Below are 19980 nucleotides of genomic sequence, written 5' to 3' on the forward strand. Positions count from 1 at the left end.
CCGAGCGGGCCGGGGGCGGGATGTCGTCTCTACGGGGATTCCCGGCGACCGGTGTTCGCGGCGGAGCCGGGCGGGAGGACTACGGGCAGGAGCTGGGGACGTCTGGCGGTACGGCCGTCGCCGGAGGACTGGCCGCGCAGACGGCGTCCGAGCCAGGGACCGAGGTGGGCGGCCGCCCAGCGCAGTTCGGCTTCCGCGGCCTGCCGACGCGAGGGGACCCGCTGTGGCGGGAGGGGGAGGGTCCAGGCGTCGTCGGTTCCGGGCAGGCGGATGGCCTGGGCGAGGGCTGCGGCGATCCGTTCATGGCCCAGGGAGCTGGCGTGCAGGCGGTCCGCGGTCCACATCCGCGGGTCGGTGGTGACGGCCTGTCGGCCGGTCTCGGCGACCGTGACCCCGTGGCGGGCGGCGGCGGCGCGGATGCGGGTGTTGAGGTCGAGGACGCGGGATCTGACGGGCCGGGCCAGAGGCATGATCTTTCCGACGTCGGGGAAGGTCAGCGTCAGCACGCGGGTCCCGGCGGCCGTGAGCGCGGCGAACATCTCCTCCAGGTGGCCCGCGACCTCCGTGGCGTCGTACCGGGGCCGGAGCAGGTCGTTGACTCCGGCGACGACGGTCGCCAGGTCGGGGCGCAGGGCCAGGGCGGGCCCCAGCTGTTCGGTGCGGACCTGCCCGGCGGTGCGTCCTCGTACGGCCAGATTGGCGTACTGGAGACCGGGGTTGACGGCTGCGAGGTGCTCGGCGAGCCGGTCGGCGAAGCCGCGCAGGCCGACGGTGTCGTCTCCGTCGCCCAGTCCTTCGGTCTGGCTGTCGCCCAGGGCGACGTAGCGCAGGTAGTGCCCGCTCGGCATGAGTCGTCCGCCTTTCCCGCATGTCGCCGCGGCGAGGAACACCTCTTCGTCTTCCCTTTCGAGGTTACTCAAAAAAATGACTAGTCGCATCATTGAATAGGGAGAGAGGTGAAGGCGGCACGGGCCCGCGCTGGGGGTGCTCGTGGACGGCGTCGACGAAGTCGAAGGGGCCGGGGCGCCGTTGACGGTTGCCGGTCGTCCCGGAACGGCGCGGGGCGTCACTCGCTCGGGTCGTGCCGGAGGCGCAGCTCCTCGCGGTAGGCGTTGGCGAGGGCGGTCGCGCGGGTGAACCAGTCCGTGAGGACGGCGATCTCCTCCGGCGAGTAGTCGGCGAAGAGGGCGTTCAGGCGGACGTAGTGCGGCTCGTAGAGGGCGTAGGCCCTGGCCACCGCCGCGGGGACGGCCGCGACGCGGACCCGGCGCCGGTCCTGAGGGTCGGCACGGCGGGTGACGTAGCCGGCGCGTTCCAGACGGTTGAGGATGCCGGTCACCGCGCCGGTCGTGACCTGGACGCGGGCCGCGAGCTCACCGGCCGTGAGGAGGTTTTCGCCGGCCTGGAGGACGTAGGCGAAGCAGGTCAGGTCCGTGACGTTCAGGCCCAGGCGCTGGGCCATCTCCTGCTGCCCGATCATGCTGGTCGCGATGAGGTCGTCCATCGCCGAGAGTGCTTGGGCCGGGGTGGCGGCGGGGCGGGGGGACGGGTGGGGGGACGGAGGCGGCGGCTCGGGTGTCATCGCGGGGCCGGTTCCTCTCCGGGGTGTTCGGGTGCGTGGGCCGCACTGCGTCGGGCGGTGTCTCGGATGACCGCCGACAGTCGGCAGCCGAGGGTTGGCGGGTGAGGGCTGAGGGCTGAGGGCTGACGTGCGGGTGGCGGGTTCGTGCTGGGTCCTTGTTATCTGCTTTCCGTTTGTCTTACCTTGTAAGAGGTTTCCAACCTGAACTTCTTAGATGGTGAGGGATTCATGGCAGGGCATGGATACGACGAAGGGCACACGATCGCGGGATGGACCGGCGTGGCCATCGTGGCCGTCGGGGGTTCCGCGATGGGCGTCGGCGTGTGCGTCGGCTCGGCGCTCGCGCTGGTAGGCGGAGGCGTCGTCGTCGGGTTGAGCGCACTGGTCACCTGGGGTCTGCATCTCGCCGGGTGGGGCAAGCCGCCCGGGGTGCGCCCGAGGTCGGAATGGGGGATGCGGGTACGGGACCCGTGGGCCCGGGACGGCCACCCCGGGTGCGTCGGGTGCCGGCTCGCCGGGCGGGGGCGTCCGGCCGTCGCGGCGTTGTCGGCGGCGGGGCCTACCGTTGCGGGTGATGGCACAGGCATGGAAGTGCGCGGGGTTGCGGTGGTCGTCGGCGGAGGGGCCGGCGCTGATCTGGGACGGGGCCCGTCCTAGCCCGCTGACCTGGGGCAAACGGGTCTCGTTCGGTGTGGTGGCGGGCGGTGTGCGGCAGTGTGTCGGGGCTCGGGGGCACCCGTGTCCCGTGCGGGCCGCCGTGCCGGGGAGGAGCATGGGTGCCCGGTGCGAGGAGTGCGCGCGGCTGGACCGGGCGCACTCCGTCGCGGCGGACGGGATCGCCGACGACCCGCGCCCGTACCGGGTGTACCTCGCCTGGTTCGGGCCCGGGCTCGTCAAGGTCGGGATCACGGCCGCCGAGCGGGGGCCGGTGCGACTGCTGGAGCAGGGCGCCGTCTGCTTCAGCTGGCTCGGGATCGGGCCGTTGATGGCCGCCCGCCGCACCGAGGAACTGCTGCGGGCCGCACTGCGTGTCCCGGACCGTGTCCCGTACGCCGTCAAGCGGGCGGTGCGGTCGGCGCTGCCCGCGGGGGAGGAGGAACGGGCGGGTGAGCTGCGTGAGGTGTACGGCCGGGCCGTGCGACTGGGCGGCTGGCCGGAGTCGTTGGAGCGTGAGCCGTTCCAACCGGTCGATCACGTACGGGCCTTCGGGCTCGCCGAAGCACCGGCTGCGCTCGGCGAGGTGAGCGAACTCGTGCCCGGCGGCTCGGTGAGCGGCGAGCTGGTGGCGGCCGCCGGGCCCGACCTGCATCTGGCCGTCGACCTGCCCTCGGCCGCCCGTCCGCCCTCGGTCGCCGAGCTTGCTTCCGCCGCCGACCCTCGTCCCGCCGGCCGGCGTGGAGTCGTCGTGCTCGACACACGGTTGATGCGGGGGTGGCGGCTGGTTCCCGCGGGGGGCGACGAAGTGAGCTTCCCGGTCCGGCAGTTCAGGGTGGCCGAGCATCGCCAGGACGGCCTGTTCTGACGCGCGCGGCCCCGACGGGTGTGGCCCTGGTGGGCGCGGCCCCGACGGGCGTGGCGCCGCGTAGGTTCTCGGTGCACCGCGAAACTGTGCGTCGTCCAGGTGGATCACCGCCGGGCTGCCCTATCGGGCTTACGACGCCGCTTTCGGAATGCGCCCCCAAGGGTTTCCCAGGTGCTCCCTGAGAGGCGCCTGTGCGTTTCTCAGGCAATTCACAGACAAGTGAAAGAGTGCTCTCAGCAGGCCCCGACAGGGTGGCCACCATGACCACGACCTCGCCCCAGGGGCGCACCGAACTGCTGAGGCCGGACGGGAGCCCCGTCCGCGTGCTTGTGGTGGACGACGAGCTGTCGATCACCGAACTGCTCTCCATGGCCCTGCGCTACGAGGGATGGCAGATCCGGAGTGCGGGAGACGGCACCGGTGCCATCCAGACCGCTCGGGAGTTCCGCCCCGACGCCGTCGTGCTCGACATGATGCTGCCGGACATGGACGGTCTGACGGTCCTGGGGCGGCTGCGGCGTGAGCTGCCGGACGTCCCGGTACTGTTCCTGACGGCCAAGGACGCCCTGGAGGACCGTATCGCCGGTCTCACCGCCGGCGGCGACGACTACGTCACCAAGCCGTTCAGCCTCGAAGAGGTCGTGGCCCGGCTGCGGGGGCTCATCCGGCGTTCCGGCGCGGCCGACCGGCGGTCGGACTCCGTCCTCGTCGTCGGCGACCTGACCCTCGACGAGGACAGTCACGAGGTCTCGCGGGGCGGCGACAACATCCATCTGACCGCCACCGAGTTCGAGCTGCTGCGCTTTTTGATGCGCAACCCGCGGCGGGTGCTGAGCAAGGCGCAGATCCTGGACCGGGTGTGGTCGTACGACTTCGGCGGTCAGGCCAACGTCGTCGAGCTGTACATCTCCTACCTGCGGCGCAAGATAGACGCCGGCCGCGAGCCGATGATCCACACCCGGCGTGGGGCCGGCTACCTGATCAAGCCCGCCGTGTCATGAGCGGACGACGACGACCGCGTCCGCGGATGAGACGAGCGGGGAAGCCGCGCACCCTGCGGACCCGGCTCGTCGTCGTGTCCGTCACCCTGATCGCCGTGGTCTGCGCGGTGATCGGCACGGTGACCACTCTGGTGCTGCGGGACCACCTGTACGGGCAGCTGGACGGGCGACTGGGCGAGGTCGCGGCGCGTGCCGCGCCCCACGGCGACTTCGACGGGCTGCCCGGCCGGGCGAAGAACGACGCCGGCACGCCCAGCCGGCCACAGGGCCAGAGGCAGCCGCTCACGCCCGCTCAGTTGGTCCAGGGCCCCCAGTCGGACAGCACCATCGCGGCCATGGTCGTGAACGGCACCATCACCGAGACCGCGCGCGGCGTGAAGTCGCAGGACTTCTCGATGAACAGCAAGAAACTCACGACAGCCCAGAGCAAGGTGCTCAACTCCGTTTCCCGGGACGGGAAAACGCATACCGTGACGATTCCCGGTCTGGGCGACTACCTCGTCACGTACGCGAGCAACGACACCTCCGCCTACTACGTGGCCATCCCCACGGCCGACGTCGACAACACCATCAACACCCTGATCATCGTCGAGATCAGCCTCACCGTCGCCGGTCTCGTCGCGGCCGGTCTCGCGGGCATCGTCATGGTCAACGTCGCCACCCGCCCCCTGCGCAAGGTCGCCGCCACCGCCACCCGCGTCTCCGAGCTGCCCCTGCACACCGGCGAGGTCAACCTCAGCGAGCGGGTGCCGGAGTCCGAGACCGATCCGCACACCGAGGTCGGGCAGGTCGGCGCGGCCCTCAACCGGATGCTGAACCACGTCCACAGCGCGCTGCACGCCCGCCAGGAGAGCGAGATGCGCGTCCGGCAGTTCGTCGCGGACGCCAGTCACGAGCTGCGGACGCCCCTCGCCTCCATCCGCGGCTACGCCGAGCTGACCCGGCGCGGACGCGAGGAGGTCGGGCCCGACACCAGGCACGCGCTCGGCCGCATCGAGTCCGAGGCCGGCCGGATGACCTTCCTCGTCGAGGACCTGCTGCTGCTCGCCCGGCTCGACGCGGGCCGCCCACTGCAGTTCGAGCAGACCGACCTCGTCCCCCTGGTCATCGACACCGTCAGCGACGCCCGCGCCGCCGGACGCGAACACGTCTGGCGCCTCGAACTCCCCGACGAGCCCGCCCTGGTGTCGGCCGACTCGGCGCGGCTGCAGCAGGTCCTCGTCAACCTGCTCGCCAACGCCCGCACGCACACCCCGCCCGGCACCACCGTCACCGCACGCGTGCAGCGGCGCGGCCCGTGGCTGTGCGTGGACGTCCAGGACGACGGTCAGGGCATCCCGCCCGACCTGCTCCCGCACGTCTTCGAACGGTTCGCGCGCGGCGACTCCTCGCGCTCCCGCGCGTCCGGCTCGACCGGCCTCGGCCTCGCCATCGTGCAGGCTGTCGCGACCGCGCACGGCGGCGCCGTGACCGTCGACAGCGTGCCCGGACAGACGGTGTTCACCGTGCACCTGCCCATGCTCGGCCCGACCCCGCCCCAGCCCGCCCCCGAAACGAACTGGCAACTCGACTCACAGGTCGAGCACAGTGCCACCACATGGGTGCGACAGGGCGCCTGACGAGAGTCGACGACATGCGAACCGACTCTTCTCCCGGCACCCTGCCGGCGCGGGAGCACCTCCCGGCCGCCACAGCCGGTACGCCTGTCCTGGACGTAGTGATCCCCGTCTTCAACGAGGAGAAGGACCTCCAGCCATGCGTCCAGAGACTGCACGACCATCTGACGCGTACGTTCCCCTACTCCTTCCGCATCACCGTCGCGGACAACGCGTCGACCGACACGACCCCTTCGGTGGCACGCCGACTGGAGGCGCGGATCCCCCAGGTGCGGAACGTCCGGCTCGAGCAGAAGGGCCGCGGCCGAGCCCTGCGGACCGTCTGGTCCGCCTCGGACGCCCCGATCCTCGCGTACATGGACGTGGACCTGTCCACCGACCTCAACGCGCTGCTTCCGCTGGTGGCGCCGCTCATCTCCGGTCATTCCGACCTGGCGATCGGCTCCCGGCTCGCCCGTGACTCGCGGGTGGTGCGCGGGCCGAAGCGGGAGTTCATCAGCCGCGCCTACAACCTGATCCTGCGCGGCTCACTGCAGGCCCGCTTCTCGGACGCGCAGTGCGGGTTCAAGGCGATCCGGCGTGACGTCGCACAGATTCTGCTGCCCCTGGTGGAAGACACCGGCTGGTTCTTCGACACTGAGATGCTGGTGCTCGCCGAGCGCGCCGGCCTCCGTATCCACGAGGTGCCGGTCGACTGGGTCGACGACCCGGACTCCACGGTGCACATCGTGAAGACGGCGACCGACGACCTGAAAGGGGTGTGGCGCGTGGGCAAGGCCCTGGCCACCGGTTCGCTGTCCCTCGACCGGCTCCGCCGCCCGTTCGGCGACGACCCGCGCGACCGCGAGATCCAGGACGTGCCGGGAGGCCTGGCCCGTCAGCTGGTCGGGTTCTGCGTCGTCGGCGGTCTGTCCACCCTCTTCTACCTCGTTCTCTACAGCGGTTTCCGACAGTTCGGCGGCTCGCAGATCGCCAACGCGCTCGCCCTGCTGGTGTCCGCGGTCGCCAACACCGCCGCCAACCGGCGGCTCACCTTCGGAGTGCGGGGGCGCGGCGGGGCCGTCAAGCACCAGGCTCAGGGGCTGGTCGTCTTCGGCATCGGCCTGGCGCTGACCAGCGGCTCGCTCGTCGCGCTGAACGCGGCGACCTCCGATCCCGCGCATCTCACCGAGCTCGCGGTCCTCGTCGCGGCCAACCTCGCGGCGACGGTGCTGCGCTTCCTGCTCTTCCGCGTGTGGGTGTTCCCCGACCGGCGCGATGGCGAGGACGCGGCGACGACGACCGGCACCGCCGGCACCCCCGCCCCCGCCGGGACCCCCGCCGCTCCAGCGGGCTCGTCCGCAGCGACGTACCCGACCGCGGACGTCGGCCCGTCGACGACGCCTCCCGCGACGTACCCTCCCACCACGCCTCCCGCGACGTACCCGCCCACCACACCCCCGACGACGTACCGGACGACGACGTCCGCGCAGGCCGGTGACCACTTCGGCCCGCTGCCCCAGCGCTCGGGCCCGACGCAGCGGCCGGTCGCCCGTCCGCACGGCACCGCACGCCACGCGACCCGTTTCCGCGCCGGTGAATCCGCGGACGGCGCCTGGGCGGACCCCACCCTGCGGACGCAGCCGGTGCGCCCCCACGACACCGACCCGGGGGACGCCCGATGACCACCCACCTCGATCAGCCGGCGGCCGCCTGGGGCGCGCCGCCCGAGAGCTCCCCGACGTCCACGCGGGAAACCGTCGTCCCGGCCCCCGGCTCGGGTGAGCCGAGGCAGCCCCTGTTCCGCCGGCTGTGGCGGGGCCGCCCCGAGGACCCGCGCTGGGCCCGCCCGGCCTTCCTCGGTCTGCTGGCCGCCACCCTCCTCCTCTACCTCTACGACCTGAGCGCCTCCGGCTATGCCAACTCCTTCTACTCGGCGGCCGTCCAGGCCGGCAGTCAGAGCTGGAAGGCCATGTTCTTCGGCTCGCTGGACGCGGGCAACGCGATCACCGTCGACAAGCCACCGGCCTCGCTGTGGCCGATGGCGCTGTCGGTGCGGATCTTCGGCCTGAACTCGTGGGCTATCCTCGCGCCCGAGGTGCTGATGGGCGTCGGCACGGTCGCCGTCGTCTACGCCTCCGTGCGTCGCCGGTTCAGCCCCGCGGCCGGTCTGATCGCCGGCACGGTGCTGGCCCTGACCCCCGTCGCCGCGCTGATGTTCCGGTTCAACAACCCGGACGCGATGCTGGCCCTCCTGATGGCCGTGGCCTGCTACTTCACGGCTCGCGCGGTCGAGGACGGCCGGACGAAGTGGCTGGTGTGGGCGGGGGTCGCGATCGGCTTCGCGTTCCTCGCCAAGACCCTCCAGGCGTTCCTGATCCTGCCGCCGCTCGCGCTCGTCCACGCGGTCTGCGCGCCGGTGCCGGTGAGGAAGCGGCTTGGTCAACTGGCCGCCGCCACGGGCGCGTTGATCGTGTCCGGTGGCTGGTGGGTCGCGGCCGTCGAGCTGTGGCCGGCCTCCTCCCGCCCGTACATCGGCGGTTCGCAGAACAACTCCTTCCTGGAGCTGACCTTCGGCTACAACGGTCTCGGCCGTCTCAACGGCGAGGAGACCGGCAGCGTCGGCGGCGGTGGTGGCGGCGGGAACACCGGCCAGTGGGGCGAGACCGGCTGGGACCGGATGTTCAACTCCGAGATCGGCGGCCAGATCTCCTGGCTGCTGCCGGCCGCGCTGGTCCTGCTGGTCGGCGGTCTGGTGGCGACCCGGAAACTGGGGCGGACGTCGACGACCCGGGGCCTGTTCCTGGTCTGGGGCGGCTCCCTGCTGATCACCATGGCCGTCTTCAGTTACATGGCGGGCATCTTCCACCAGTACTACACGGTGGCCCTCGCCCCCTACATGGCGGCCGTGATCGGCATGGGCGTCGGCGTCCTGTGGGAGAAGCGGTCCGAGATCTGGGCCTCGCTCACCCTCGCGGCCTCGGTCGTGGCGGCGGCGGCCTGGAGTTACGTCCTGCTCAACCGCACCTCCGACTATCTGCCCTGGCTGAAGTGGCCGGTGCTGGTCGGCGGGCTGACCGCCGCGCTCGGCCTGGTCTTCGCGGGCCGCATCAACCGGCGGCTCGCCCTGGCGGCGGCCTCCGTCGGCCTCGTCGCCGCGCTGGCGGGACCGACGGCGTACACCGTCAGCACGCTGCAGCAGGGTCACACCGGCTCCATCGTCACCGCAGGTCCGGCCGGCGCCGGGATGATGGGCGGCGGCCCGGGCGGCGGCCGGGGCGGCTTCGGCGGCGGCATGCCCGGCCAGAACGGCAACGGCACCACGCAGAACCAGGGCCAGGGCCAGAACCAGGGCGGCCAGAGCCGGCAGGGCGGCGGCACCGGCGGCTTCCCCGGCGGCGGTCTGCCGGGCCAGAACGGCAACGGCACCACACAGCAGGGGCAGGGCCGGAACCAGCAGGGCGGCATGCCCGGCGGGCAGACCGGTGACGGCGGCGGCATGGGCGGTGGCGGTGGCGTCGGCGGCCTGCTGAACGGCGCGAGCGTCTCCGCCGAAGCCGAGAAGCTGCTGGAGACCGACTCCGGGAAGTACACGTGGGCCGCGGCGGCGATCGGCGCGCAGAACGCCGCGAGCTACCAGCTCGCCACGGGCGAGGCGGTGATGGCGATCGGCGGCTTCAACGGCACGGACCCGTCTCCGACGCTGGCGCAGTTCAAGCAGTACGTGGCCGACGGCGAGATCCACTACTTCGTCAGCAGCGGTTCCGGCGGCGGCATGGGCGGCAGCGGCAGTGGCACGTCCTCGCAGATCACCTCGTGGGTCGAGGCCAACTTCAAGAAGGTGACGGTCGGTTCGTCCACCTTCTACGACCTGACCCAGAAGGCGAGCGTTTCTGAGACGGATTCCTGAGACGGATTCCTGAGACGGTTTCTGCGAATGCTTCTGAGACGGGGCGGTGGCTCGGTGCCACCGCCCCGTCTCCGTCTTCCGGGACGGTGTGACCGCAGCCCCGGTGGGGACCGCACCGCTGCGGAGCGAGGGCCGCCGCTTAGCATCGTCCTCAGTGACCGGGAGTTCAGGAAGGTGCCGCGCGATGGCCGAGACCGCCAAGAACCCCGCCCCGCACACCAGCGTGTGGCTGGAGGGCAAGGCGCGTCGCCGCGGCCGTGGCGCGGGCAAGCCCTCCGGGCTCGACCGGGACCGGATCACCGAGGCCGCCGTGCGGCTGCTGGACGCCGAAGGACTGGCCGGGTTCTCCATGCGGCGGCTTGCGGCCGAGCTGAACGTGACGGCGATGTCCGTCTACTGGTACGTCGACACCAAGGACGACCTGCTCGAACTCGCCCTGGACGCCGCCTTCGGCGAGTTGGCGGAGCTGCTGCCCGATCCGGCGGACGAGGACGTGGACTGGCGCGACCAGCTGCGCGCACTCGCCCGGGCCTACCGCGACCTGCTGGTCCGGCATCCCTGGCTGTCGCCGCTGGCCGGCACGTTCCTCAACGTCGGCCCCGAACACCTCGCCTTCACCCGGGTCGTGCAGCGCGTCGTCCGCCGCACCGGCGTCCCGACGCGCGGCCTCATCGCGGCCGTCGCCGCCGTCTTCCAGTTCGTGTACGGGTTCGGCACCGTCGAAGGTCACTTCCTCGCCCGCTGCACGGCCGTCGGCATGAGCCCGGACGACTACTTCCGCCGTGCGATGAGCGAGGCCGGCCAGGTCCGACCGGCCGCCGACGTGGTCGAGGAGGCCAAAGACATCATGGCGGCCCGCGGCGGCGACACGGTGGAGGAGATGTGGGAGCGCGACTTCGACTTCGCTCTGGACCTGCTGATCGCGGGCATCGAGGCGATGGCCGAGCGCGGCTGACGGACCGCGGCGGACGGAGCGCAGCTGACCGATCGCGACCGGGCACGACCGCCCGGGCACGACCGCCCGGGCACGACCGCCCGAGCGCGACCGCCCGAGCACGGCTGACGGACCGGACCCGGCGGAGCCCCCCTCCCGCCGGGGTACGTACGGCCTACGCGTCGGAGTCGACCAGGCGTGCCGGGAAACCGCCGGTGGCCACCGGGCCCCAACGCTCCGGTGTGATCCGGATGATCGACTTGCCCTGCTTCCGCATCGCCTGCCGGTACTCGTCCCAGTCGGGGTGCTCGCCGGCGATGTTGCGGTAGTACTCCACGAGCGGTTCGACGGAGTCGGGTGCGTCGACCACCTCGGCGGCCCCGTCGATCTGGACCCACGGCCCGTTCCAGTCGTCGCTGAGCACGAGGACGCCGACGCGCGCGTCCCGCTTGGCGTTGCGCGTCTTGGCCCGCTCGGGGTACGTCGAGACCACGATGCGCCCCGAGTCGTCGACCCCGCAGGTCAGCGGCGACGCCTGCGGGCTGCCGTCGGCACGCCGGGTCAACAGGATCGCCCGGTGGCGGGGACGGACGAAGTCCAGCAGCTCGTCCAGGGAGACCTTGGTGTTCGTCGCGATGTTCGGTGCCATGCCCTCAGCCTAGGCCGCGGCACGTCCGGTCCGGCTGACCCTGCTGCGCCTACGCCCGCGGCGTCGCCGAACTGCGGCGTTGCCGGACTGCTGCGTCGCCGGACTGCGGCTTTGCCGGACTCCTGCATCGCCGTCGCCGTCGCCGTCGCGGACCGTCCCGGTGCTGTCTATGCCTCGAGCTGCGGCAGCGCGTCCCCCTGCACCGCCTGGACGTCCAGCTCGACCTTCAGCGTCGTCCCGATGGCCGCGATGCCGGCCTGGACGACCTGGTTGTAGTTCATGGCGAAGTCCTCGCGCCGCAGCTGCGCGGTCGCCCGGAACGCGGCCCGGGTGCCGCCCCAGGGGTCGGATCCCGTGCCGAGGTAGGCCAGGTCCAGCTCCACGGGGCGGACGACGCCGCGCATGGTCAGCTCTCCGTGGACCGTCCAGCGGTCGGGGCCGGCCGGGGTCAGTCCGGCGGAGCGGTAGACGATCTCCGGGTACCGCTCGACGTCGAGGAAGTCCGCGGAGCGCAGATGGGCGTCGCGCACGGCGTTGCCGGTGTCGATGGAGGCCGCCCGGATCACCGCCTCCACCCGGGACTTCGTGACGTCGTCCGGGGCGACCTCGACGGCCGCCGAAAACTCCGTGAACCTGCCGTGCACGCTGGAGATGCCCAGGTGCTGGGCGACCGCGCCGACGGCGGAGTGCGCCGGGTCGACGGTCCAGGGGCCCGGCGGGGGCAGCTCCGATCCGCCCTGCCGGGCCAGGGTCACGGTCCCGACCTCCGCCCTTCCGCTCGCCGTGACGATCGCGCTGGAGGCCGTGGGCGCGTACCCGACGGCGGTGACGATCACCGTGTAGGCGCCGGGGGCGAGTTCGGTCGCGTCCCGGACGGCCCCTTCCGCGTCGGCCTCGGCGCGCAGCACCTGACCGCCCGTCATGTCGGTCACCGTGACGATCGCGTGCGACACGGCCCACCCGTCCCGCGTGCGGATCTTCGCGGTCAGTCCCATCTCACGTACTCCTCGACTGGAACCGGCCCGGTGCGGGGGGCTTTCCCCGCACCGGGCCGGAGCGATTTCTGCGACAACAGGCCGGTCTCCGGCTTACGGCGTCCGGCTTACGGCATCCGGCCTGCGACTACTCGCCGGGGTGGGCGAGCTCGATGTCGTGGCCGTCGACGCCGGGTCCCGCGACGGTCAGCGCGGTGGCCACCGGCGGGTAGCCGGTCGCGATGACCGTGTACTCGCCGCCGTCGAGGTCGGCGAAGGCGTACGCCCCGTCGGGGCCCGTGGTGGCGGTGCTGACCACGTTGCCCGCCGCGTCCACGAGCGTCACGCGCGCGTCGGCAAGCGGCCCGTGCGGGGCCCGGACGACGCCCTGGAGCAGGGCTCCCGCGTCGAGGACGACCTCCGCGCGGGTCACGCCCGTGACGCCGATCTCGACGGGCAGGGCGCGCGGTCGGAAACCGACGGCGTTCACCGCCACGGTCACCGCGCCCGGCACCAGCTCCGCGAACGAGAACTCGCCCTGCTCACCGGTGGTTCCGGTGGCCAGCAGATCGCCGCGCACGTCGGTGACGATCACCATCGCGTCCTTGACGCCCTCGCCGGACTCGGCTGCCCGCACCGCACCGGTGAGCCCGCTGGTCCCGCTGAGCAGGACGTCGTACGCCACCGGCTCCGCGCCGTTCACCACGATCGTGCAGGCCTGGGGCTGGAAGCCGTCTGCCGAGGCGATCAGCACGTACGAACCCGTGCCCGGGGCGTCCACCGCGTAGGACCCGTCGGCCTGCGCGACCGCCCGGCCGAGCTGCCGGCCGGTCAGTGAGATCAGGGTGACGGCGGCCTGTGCGACGGGCGCGTTCTCCGCGCCACGGACGAAGCCGTGCACGGGGATGCCGCCCGAGCGGGCCTCCCGGGACTCGCCTGCGACCGCCACCGCAGCCGTCCCCGCGGCCGGAGCCGCAGCCGTCCCCGCGGCCGGGGTCTCCGCGTTCGCCGGGGTCTCCGCGGTGGCCGCGGTCTTCTCGGACGCCGCGGTCTCCGTGGCGGCCGGGGTGTCGCCCTCCGCCGCCTGCGCCAGCGCGCCCTTGGTCCGCAGCGGGACCTCCTTGATGAACAGGGTGATCAGGAAGGCGAGCAGCGCCAGCACCGAGGCGATCAGGAAGACGTCCGCGATGCCGTGGCCGTAGGCGCTCTCCATGACCGTGCGCAGCGGCGCGGGCAGCTTGTCCATGTCCGGGATCTGGTTCGAGGAGTCGGAACCGGACGCGAGAGCGGCGTACTTCGGGTCGAGGCCGGCGATGCCGTCCTTGGCGTAGTCGGTGATGCGGTTCGCCATGACGGCGCCGAGCGCCGAGACGCCGATCGCACCGCCGAGCGAACGGAAGAACGTGACCGTGGAGCTGGCCGAGCCGAGGTCGGACGGGTCCACCTGGTTCTGCGTCGAGAGCACCAGGTTCTGCATCATCATGCCGATGCCGAGACCCAGCAGCGCCATGAAGACCGCGGTCTTCCAGTAGTCCGTGTCGTAGCGGATCGTGCTCAGCAGACCGAGGCCCGCGGTGATGAGCACACCGCCGCTGACCAGCCAGGCCTTCCACTTGCCGGTGCGGGTGATGAGCTGACCGGAGACGGTGGAGGAGACGAACAGGCCGCCGATCATCGGGATCGTCATGATGCCCGACATCGTCGGGGACTCGTCCCGGGCCAGCTGGAAGTACTGCGCGAAGAAAACGGTTCCGGAGAACATCGCCACGCCCACGAACATCGAGGCGATCGACGACAGCGTGATGGTGCGGTTGCGGAACAGGCGCAGCGGGATGATCGGTTCGGCGGCCCTGGTCTCGACGAGCACGAACAGCAGCGCGAGCACGACCGAGCCCGCGATCATCGTGTACGTCTGCCACGACAGCCAGTCGTACTTGTCACCGGCGAAGGTGACCCAGACCAGCAGCAGCGAGACCGCGGCCGAGATGAAGAACGCGCCGGCCCAGTCGACCTTCACGTCCCGCTTCACGACCGGCAGGTGCAGAGTCTTCTGCAGCACGATCAGCGCGATGACGGCGAACGGGACGCCGACGTAGAAGCACCAGCGCCAGCCCAGCCAGGAGGTGTCGGTGATGACGCCGCCGAGCAGTGGTCCGCCGACGGTCGCCACGGCGAAGGTGGCCCCGAGGTAACCGGAGTAACGGCCGCGCTCACGCGGGGAGATCATCGCCGCCATGACGATCTGCGCCAGGGCGGAGAGACCGCCCACGCCGATGCCCTGCACGACACGGCAGGCGATCAGCATGCCCGGGTTCTGCGAGAGCCCTGCGGCCGCCGAACCCAGCACGTAGACGACGAGCGCGATCTGGACGAGGGCCTTCTTGCTGTACAGGTCGGCGAGCTTGCCCCACAGCGGGGTCGTCGCCGTCATCGACAGCAGGGTGGCGGTCACGACCCAGGTGTAGGCGGACTGTCCGCCGCCCAGGTCGCCGATGATCTCGGGGAGGGCGTTCGAGACGATCGTGGACGACAGGATCGCCACGAACATCCCGAGCAACAGCCCGGAGAGCGCTTCCATGATTTGCCGGTGGGTCATCGGGGCGTCCGCGGCGGAGCCGTGGGACCCTCCGCCGTGCTTCGCGTGGGCCCGCACACCGGCTGGTGTGGTCGTTGCCATGAGCTTCCTTCTCCTACGTCGCTTGTGCGGGTGTACGGGTGGTCTGCATCCGTTCGCCTTCGCGAACGGGATTCGGGGGTCCGGGCGGCCGGTGCGCAGTGGGCGGCGGCGGGTCGGGCGGCGGCGGGTCGGCCGGGGAAGGGCCGGCCAGTGAAGAGCCGGGCAGGGAAGGCGGCCGGTGGGCGACGGTCCGGCAGTCGCCGAAGCTGGCGCGCAGCCGGGTCAGCAGTCCCACGAGCTGGCCGACCTCGGCGTCGGTCCAGTCGCCCAGCCGCTCGGCCAGCAGGTCCGTGCTGCGGCGGTACAGGTCGGAGAGGATCGCGTGGCCCTCGGGGGTGAGGTGCAGGATGCGAGAGCGTTTGTCCGCCGGGTCGGGCGAGCGCAGGATCCAGCCCCGCTCGGCCAGATGCGCGGCGTGCCGGCTGGTCACGGACATGTCGACGGCGAGCAGTTCGGACAGGTTGCTCATGCGCATGTCCCCGTGGCGGGCCAGCAGCGTCAGCACCGCGGCCGAGCCGGCCGAGCAGTCCTGCGGCAGGATCCGCCCGAGGTCACGCTTCACGGCCCCGACGGCACTGAGCTGATGCGCCAGCTCCTCGAACTGCGCCTGCTCGGCCATCACACCTCCCGGATTCGTTGCTTGAGGCAACCATAGGAGCTATTGGTTGCTACAGGCAAATAAATGAGCTCGCTGTCGGCGCAAAAAGTTGGCAAAGGCAAGTATTGCGGCGGTAAACGACCAGGTCGGAGCGAGAAGGAGGCCGGCATGAACCCACCGGTCACACCGGGCCGGCCGCGCCCCGGCAAGGTGCTCCGCACCACCCCCACTTGGGCCCGCCCACCCGTTTTCGCTAGTGTCTCGGCCCATGGCTAACACCCAGGGCCCCCAGGGCAACCACGACCCCGCCGGCAGCACCCAGATGTTCCGCGCGTTCGTCGACGAGGGCGCACCCCGGGCCGCCGCGCCGGCTCCCGCGCAGGGCGGCTCCCGCATCGGCCTGATCGTGGGCGTCGTCGCCGCGCTGGTGATCGTCGCCGCGGTCGCCTGGCTCGCGATGAAGTAACCGGGCGTCCCGTGCACCCGCGCGACGGGTGCACGGCCCCCGGCCGACCCCGGCTCGCCCGACGGGGCTGACCGACTGGCGAACGGCCCCGCGCCGGCAGTCTCCGCGCGGCTCGCTCTCCGATGCCGTGTCAGCGCCCCGAGCGCCGGACCCGGGCCCGCGTGCGCCGGACTCGGGCCACGTGCGCCGCACTTGGGCACACGTGTGCCGTCTTGGCGTCCCCGCATGCCGTCTCGTTGTCGAGCCGCCCGTCGGCGCGCTCGCGCCGGAACTCCGCCGACACGCGGGAATTCACCTCGCACCGCCGTCGGCGTCCCGCACCGGGCTGCGGCCGGCGTCGTACCCGCGCTCCGCACCACCGGCCCGCACCGGAACCCCGTCAGCCCGCCGCACGTGCACCCCGCACCGGAACTCCGTCAGCCCGCCGCGACGGGGACGTCCCGCACCGGACTGGGTCACCGGAGGTTGTTCACCGGAGCTTCGTCACCGCCGCCGCGTCGGAGTCCCGCACGGGAGCTTGGTCAGCGCCACCGCACCGAGACGTCCCGGGTCTCGATGTGCATGCCCAGCGGTACGCGCCACGCGTCGACGCACACCGTCCAGGTCTTCTCCTTCCGTGCACCCGCGCGGATCGGAGTCGGCAGCGGGACCGTCGACTCGCGCGTGGCCCAGTCGATGCCGAGTGAGTCGACGACATGGGCGCCGAACGCGACGGTGCCGGAAGCGACCGCTGTGCCACCGGAGTTGTGGAAGACGAGGGTCACGTCCTCGCACCACCGCTGCTCCGTGCCCGCGCGGACCGGCTCGCTGACGGTGAGGGCGGCCGGACCGGGGGACGAGGGCCCGGAAGGGGTCGTGGGGCCGGGTGAGGACGGGACCGAGGGCGTTCCGCCACCGGGGCCGCCCGCGGCGTCCGAGGCCCGGGGCGGCAGCGGCGCGGAGTCGCCCGGTTCGACCGGCCCCGAAACGTTCGACGCGCCGGCCGCTCGCTCTCCCCCGGCATCGGCGTCGGTATCGGTACCGCCATCGGCACCCGCACCCGCACTCGTACCGCTGCCGGGAGGCCGGGCCTTCGTACCCGGACGAGAGCCTGGGCCCGGGGCTCCGGTGGGAGATCCGCTCTCGCCGTCCAGCGGAACGAGCCGAATCCCGCCCGTCGGTCCCTCGGACCCGGATCCGCCCGTGCCCGGACGGGCGGAATCGCCCGCAGAGCCGAGGGCGACGTAGCCGCCCCCACTGCCGTCTCCGCCGCATCCGGCGAGCAGGCCTGCCGCTCCCACCGCGACGACGACGGCGGCCGCCGACGCGCCCCAGAGGGCGCCCCGGCGGCCATGTGCCCGCGTCGGACTACGCATCGCGCCAGTGTGTCTGACGCACCGTCAGGGAGGAACCCCCGTGCGTGCGGCGGCGTGCGACGACCTGTTCGTGCCCTAGTCGGAGATGAGGCCTTCGCGCAGCTGGGCCAGCGTCCGGGTGAGGAGACGCGAGACGTGCATCTGGGAGATGCCGACCTCTTCGCCGATCTGGGACTGGGTCATGTTGGCGAAGAAACGCAGCATGATGATGCGGCGCTCGCGCGGCGGGAGCTTGGCCAGCAGCGGCTTCAGCGACTCGCGGTACTCCACGCCCTCGAGCGCGGTGTCCTCGTAGCCGAGGCGGTCCGCGAGGGAGCCCTCGCCGCCGTCGTCCTCCGGGGCGGGGGAGTCCAGCGAGGAGGCCGTGTAGGCGTTGCCTACGGCGAGGCCGTCGACGACGTCCTCCTCGGAGACGCCCAGCACCGCGGCGAGTTCGGCGACCGTCGGGGAGCGGTCCAGCTTCTGCGAGAGCTCGTCGCTGGCCTTGGTGAGCGCCAGCCGCAGCTCCTGCAGACGACGCGGGACGCGCACCGACCATGACGTGTCACGGAAGAAGCGCTTGATCTCGCCCACGACCGTCGGCATCGCGAACGTCGGGAACTCCACGCCGCGTTCGCAGTCGAAGCGGTCGATCGCCTTGATCAGGCCGATGGTGCCGACCTGGACGATGTCCTCCATCGGCTCGTTGCGCGAGCGGAAGCGGGCCGCCGCGTAGCGCACGAGCGGGAGGTTGAGCTCGATGAGGGTGTCCCGGACGTACACGCGCTCGGGGCTGTCCTCGGCGAGCGTGGCCAGTCGCAGGAACAGGGAGCGGGACAGGGTGCGGGTGTCGATGGCCCCCGTGGCCGTGAGAGCCGGGGCCTGCGGGGCCTCGGGGGCTGTGACGTCGTCGAGCACGTCGGGCTCGACAGGCGCGACGGGCGCGGACTCGCTCGGCGTGAGCGTGAGCGTGAGCACCTTCGAGCTGCCCTGTTCTGCGGACATGCCACCCCCTTTGGGTCGCGGGACGGTCGCGGCGCAACGCCCCCGCTTGAGGAACGTCAGCCTTCACCTGAATACCGGAGCCGAAGCCCCGGCAAACGCTCTTCCGGCAGAATGTCACATGTCGGCAACACGCTGTAGTGACATGTCGACATGTGAGTGACGAATCAGCCCTGGAAAAAGGGGGTGTGACGGTTTTTCAGAGGGGATCCACCAGGAAGGATCGAGGTGGGCGATTCGCTCCCAGTGGTGACGTGTCGGTCGTGCTTGCGATACCCCATCGAGCTACGTGTCGGGCGACCCCGAAGGGGAAGCCCGGGGGAAGCCCGGGGGCAGGGCGTGAGGCAGGGTGCCCGGGACCGGCAATCCGGGACCAGGGATCCGCGATCCGCAGTCGGCGGTCGGGGACCGGAGTCGGCGGTCGGGGACCGGAGTCGGCGATCCGGGATCCGGAGTCGGCGATCGGGTACCCGGAGTCATGCATCGGATACCCGGAGTCGGGGATCGGGGTCAGGCCTCGATGCGGTTGGCGGAGCGCAGTCGCTGGAAGCTGCGCGCCAGCAGGCGCGAGACGTGCATCTGGGAGACGCCGAGTTCCGCGCTGATCTGGGACTGCGTCAGATTGCTGTAGTAGCGCAGCAGAAGGATGCGCTGCTCGCGCTCCGGGAGCTGGACCAGGAGGTGGCGGACGAGATCGCGGTGCTCCACGCCGTCCAGCGCCGGGTCCTCGTAGCCGAGGCGGTCCAGCAGGCCGGGCAGGCCGTCGCCCTCCTGGGCGGCCTCGAGTGACGTGGCGTGGTACGAGCGGCCGGCCTCGATGCAGGAGAGCACCTCGTCCTCGCCGATGCGCAGCCGCTCGGCGATCTCCGCCGTCGTCGGGGTGCGGCCGAACGCGGTCGTCAGGTCCTCGGTCGCGCTGTTGACCTGCACCCACAGCTCGTGGAGCCGGCGCGGTACGTGCACCGTGCGGACGTTGTCCCGGAAGTACCGCTTGATCTCGCCGATGACCGTGGGCATCGCGAACGTCGGGAACTGAACGCCCCGTTCGGGGTCGAAGCGGTCGATGGCGTTGATCAGGCCGATGGTGCCGACCTGGACCACGTCCTCCATCGGCTCGTTGCGGGAGCGGAAGCGGGCGGCCGCGTAGCGCACGAGCGGGAGGTTCGCCTCGATGAGCGCCCCGCGCACGCGGTTGTGCTCCGGCGTGCCCGGCTGGAGGTCCTTGAGCTTGCCGAAGAGCACCTGGGTGAGCGCCCGGGTGTCGGCGCCGCGGCGTCGCTCCGGGGCCGGAGCGGGCTCCGTGGACTCCCCTGGCGGCGAGGTCTCCACGGCCTCCAGGGCGGGCGACGGAGCGGGCGCCGGGGTCGAGGCCGTGACCGGGCCCGGGCCCGGAACGGGGGCCGGGGCCGACGCCGTGACGGGTGTCGGGGGTGCCTCTGTCTGAGGCGGCGCAGTACTGGCCGACAAGGTCAACGCCACCTCTTCGTCAGGTCAACATCGGTCAACTCATCCGTCAAAAGCGGTCATAGCATCACAAGACATGTGCACTGTGTGCAAGCACCCCATAACGCCGTGTTGAGGGGTGAGGAGGTGCCGGCCCTGAACGGGGGCACGCAAAAGCCCCCCGCCGGCACGGCGGAGGGCTCCATGTCGACGATGTCGTCGTCGGGCGCCCGGCCTCCGCAGGCGGCCACGGTGGGCCGCTCGGACCTCGTGGACGGTGGGCGGCTCGGACC

At 71.9% G+C, this 19980-nt stretch carries 17 protein-coding genes; 8 read left to right on the forward strand and 9 right to left on the reverse strand.

Annotated features, from left to right (window positions below; translation table 11 throughout):
• Nucleotides 1-29 precede the first annotated feature (29 nt).
• A complete protein-coding gene (locus tag ACH4ZA_RS10350) occupies nt 30-848 on the reverse strand; it encodes an SGNH/GDSL hydrolase family protein (RefSeq protein ID WP_398428822.1) in 819 nt (272 codons plus the stop codon).
• Between the two features lie 218 nt (nt 849-1066).
• On the reverse strand, nt 1067-1504 hold the full coding sequence (locus ACH4ZA_RS10355) for a MarR family transcriptional regulator (RefSeq protein WP_319279627.1): 438 nt from the start codon (nt 1502-1504) through the stop codon (nt 1067-1069).
• Nucleotides 1505-1810: 306 nt separating this feature from the next.
• Between ACH4ZA_RS10355 and ACH4ZA_RS10360 the strand changes: the two genes are divergently transcribed.
• The 7 genes from ACH4ZA_RS10360 to ACH4ZA_RS10390 all read left to right on the forward strand — a co-directional run bounded on the left by ACH4ZA_RS10360 (nt 1811) and on the right by ACH4ZA_RS10390 (nt 10565).
• Nucleotides 1811-2239 (forward strand): HGxxPAAW family protein, encoded by a 429-nt coding sequence (locus ACH4ZA_RS10360; protein WP_398428823.1) that lies wholly within the window; start codon nt 1811-1813, stop codon nt 2237-2239.
• A complete protein-coding gene (locus ACH4ZA_RS10365) occupies nt 2157-3104 on the forward strand; it encodes a DUF2797 domain-containing protein (RefSeq protein WP_398428824.1) in 948 nt (315 codons plus the stop codon). Before ACH4ZA_RS10360 ends, ACH4ZA_RS10365 begins: the two co-directional genes overlap by 83 nt.
• Before the next feature lie 260 nt (nt 3105-3364).
• On the forward strand, nt 3365-4105 hold the full coding sequence (locus ACH4ZA_RS10370; RefSeq protein WP_319279624.1) for a response regulator transcription factor: 741 nt from the start codon (nt 3365-3367) through the stop codon (nt 4103-4105).
• Nucleotides 4102-5724, forward strand: coding sequence for a sensor histidine kinase (locus ACH4ZA_RS10375; protein WP_398428825.1), 1623 nt, complete (start codon nt 4102-4104; stop codon nt 5722-5724). The genes ACH4ZA_RS10370 and ACH4ZA_RS10375 overlap by 4 nt, the downstream gene beginning before the upstream one ends.
• Nucleotides 5725-5738: 14 nt before the next feature.
• Complete coding sequence (locus ACH4ZA_RS10380) at nt 5739-7385, forward strand: glycosyltransferase (protein ID WP_398428826.1); 1647 nt, start codon at nt 5739-5741, stop codon at nt 7383-7385.
• Nucleotides 7382-9610 carry an ArnT family glycosyltransferase gene (locus ACH4ZA_RS10385; RefSeq protein WP_398428827.1) on the forward strand — a complete coding sequence of 743 codons (2229 nt, stop codon included), beginning with the start codon at nt 7382-7384 and terminating at the stop codon, nt 9608-9610. Before ACH4ZA_RS10380 ends, ACH4ZA_RS10385 begins: the two co-directional genes overlap by 4 nt.
• 184 nt (nt 9611-9794) lie before the next feature.
• Nucleotides 9795-10565 (forward strand): TetR/AcrR family transcriptional regulator, encoded by a 771-nt coding sequence (locus ACH4ZA_RS10390; RefSeq protein WP_319279620.1) that lies wholly within the window; start codon nt 9795-9797, stop codon nt 10563-10565.
• A 154-nt stretch (nt 10566-10719) separates the two neighbouring features.
• On the opposite strand, the gene ACH4ZA_RS10395 is transcribed toward ACH4ZA_RS10390, so the two are convergent.
• The 4 genes from ACH4ZA_RS10395 to ACH4ZA_RS10410 form a co-directional block, all read right to left on the reverse strand.
• A complete protein-coding gene (locus ACH4ZA_RS10395; RefSeq protein ID WP_319279619.1) occupies nt 10720-11193 on the reverse strand; it encodes a PPOX class F420-dependent oxidoreductase in 474 nt (157 codons plus the stop codon).
• Nucleotides 11194-11360: 167 nt separating this feature from the next.
• Nucleotides 11361-12188 (reverse strand): YceI family protein, encoded by an 828-nt coding sequence (locus tag ACH4ZA_RS10400; protein ID WP_398428828.1) that lies wholly within the window; start codon nt 12186-12188, stop codon nt 11361-11363.
• Nucleotides 12189-12315: 127 nt separating this feature from the next.
• The gene (locus ACH4ZA_RS10405; protein ID WP_398428829.1) at nt 12316-14844 is read right to left on the reverse strand and encodes an MFS transporter; all 2529 of its coding nucleotides are present in this window, start codon (nt 14842-14844) and stop codon (nt 12316-12318) included.
• A 13-nt stretch (nt 14845-14857) separates the two neighbouring features.
• Nucleotides 14858-15463, reverse strand: a complete 606-nt coding sequence (locus ACH4ZA_RS10410) for a MarR family winged helix-turn-helix transcriptional regulator (RefSeq protein WP_398428830.1) — start codon at nt 15461-15463, stop codon at nt 14858-14860.
• Nucleotides 15464-15710: 247 nt separating this feature from the next.
• Between ACH4ZA_RS10410 and ACH4ZA_RS10415 the strand changes: the two genes are divergently transcribed.
• Nucleotides 15711-15908, forward strand: coding sequence for a hypothetical protein (locus tag ACH4ZA_RS10415; protein WP_319279615.1), 198 nt, complete (start codon nt 15711-15713; stop codon nt 15906-15908).
• Nucleotides 15909-16429: 521 nt separating this feature from the next.
• On the opposite strand, the gene ACH4ZA_RS10420 is transcribed toward ACH4ZA_RS10415, so the two are convergent.
• The 3 genes from ACH4ZA_RS10420 to ACH4ZA_RS10430 all read right to left on the reverse strand — a co-directional run bounded on the left by ACH4ZA_RS10420 (nt 16430) and on the right by ACH4ZA_RS10430 (nt 19711).
• The gene (locus tag ACH4ZA_RS10420) at nt 16430-16672 is read right to left on the reverse strand and encodes a hypothetical protein (RefSeq protein WP_319279614.1); all 243 of its coding nucleotides are present in this window, start codon (nt 16670-16672) and stop codon (nt 16430-16432) included.
• Between the two features lie 666 nt (nt 16673-17338).
• On the reverse strand, nt 17339-18247 hold the full coding sequence (locus ACH4ZA_RS10425) for an RNA polymerase sigma factor SigF (RefSeq protein ID WP_319279613.1): 909 nt from the start codon (nt 18245-18247) through the stop codon (nt 17339-17341).
• Between the two features lie 507 nt (nt 18248-18754).
• Nucleotides 18755-19711 carry an RNA polymerase sigma factor SigF gene (locus ACH4ZA_RS10430; protein WP_398428831.1) on the reverse strand — a complete coding sequence of 319 codons (957 nt, stop codon included), beginning with the start codon at nt 19709-19711 and terminating at the stop codon, nt 18755-18757.
• Nucleotides 19712-19980: the final 269 nt, after the last annotated feature.

This window comes from Streptomyces sp. NPDC020597, from assembly GCF_044335095.1.
Taxonomy (GTDB): Bacteria; Actinomycetota; Actinomycetes; order Streptomycetales; family Streptomycetaceae; genus Streptomyces.

What these genes read in the sequence shown, in the direction of transcription:
- ACH4ZA_RS10360 (WP_398428823.1), top strand. Translation starts at nt 1,811, where the DNA reads ATGGCAGGGCATGGATACGACGAAGGGCACACGATCGCGGGATGGACC.
- ACH4ZA_RS10425 (WP_319279613.1), bottom strand. Translation starts at nt 18,247, where the DNA reads ATGTCCGCAGAACAGGGCAGCTCGAAGGTGCTCACGCTCACGCTCACG.
- ACH4ZA_RS10380 (WP_398428826.1), top strand. Translation starts at nt 5,739, where the DNA reads ATGCGAACCGACTCTTCTCCCGGCACCCTGCCGGCGCGGGAGCACCTC.
- ACH4ZA_RS10415 (WP_319279615.1), top strand. Translation starts at nt 15,711, where the DNA reads ATGGCTAACACCCAGGGCCCCCAGGGCAACCACGACCCCGCCGGCAGC.
- ACH4ZA_RS10390 (WP_319279620.1), top strand. Translation starts at nt 9,795, where the DNA reads ATGGCCGAGACCGCCAAGAACCCCGCCCCGCACACCAGCGTGTGGCTG.
- ACH4ZA_RS10385 (WP_398428827.1), top strand. Translation starts at nt 7,382, where the DNA reads ATGACCACCCACCTCGATCAGCCGGCGGCCGCCTGGGGCGCGCCGCCC.
- ACH4ZA_RS10410 (WP_398428830.1), bottom strand. Translation starts at nt 15,463, where the DNA reads ATGGCCGAGCAGGCGCAGTTCGAGGAGCTGGCGCATCAGCTCAGTGCC.
- ACH4ZA_RS10375 (WP_398428825.1), top strand. Translation starts at nt 4,102, where the DNA reads ATGAGCGGACGACGACGACCGCGTCCGCGGATGAGACGAGCGGGGAAG.
- ACH4ZA_RS10365 (WP_398428824.1), top strand. Translation starts at nt 2,157, where the DNA reads ATGGCACAGGCATGGAAGTGCGCGGGGTTGCGGTGGTCGTCGGCGGAG.
- ACH4ZA_RS10395 (WP_319279619.1), bottom strand. Translation starts at nt 11,193, where the DNA reads ATGGCACCGAACATCGCGACGAACACCAAGGTCTCCCTGGACGAGCTG.
- ACH4ZA_RS10350 (WP_398428822.1), bottom strand. Translation starts at nt 848, where the DNA reads ATGCCGAGCGGGCACTACCTGCGCTACGTCGCCCTGGGCGACAGCCAG.
- ACH4ZA_RS10405 (WP_398428829.1), bottom strand. Translation starts at nt 14,844, where the DNA reads ATGGCAACGACCACACCAGCCGGTGTGCGGGCCCACGCGAAGCACGGC.
- ACH4ZA_RS10370 (WP_319279624.1), top strand. Translation starts at nt 3,365, where the DNA reads ATGACCACGACCTCGCCCCAGGGGCGCACCGAACTGCTGAGGCCGGAC.
- ACH4ZA_RS10400 (WP_398428828.1), bottom strand. Translation starts at nt 12,188, where the DNA reads ATGGGACTGACCGCGAAGATCCGCACGCGGGACGGGTGGGCCGTGTCG.
- ACH4ZA_RS10355 (WP_319279627.1), bottom strand. Translation starts at nt 1,504, where the DNA reads ATGGACGACCTCATCGCGACCAGCATGATCGGGCAGCAGGAGATGGCC.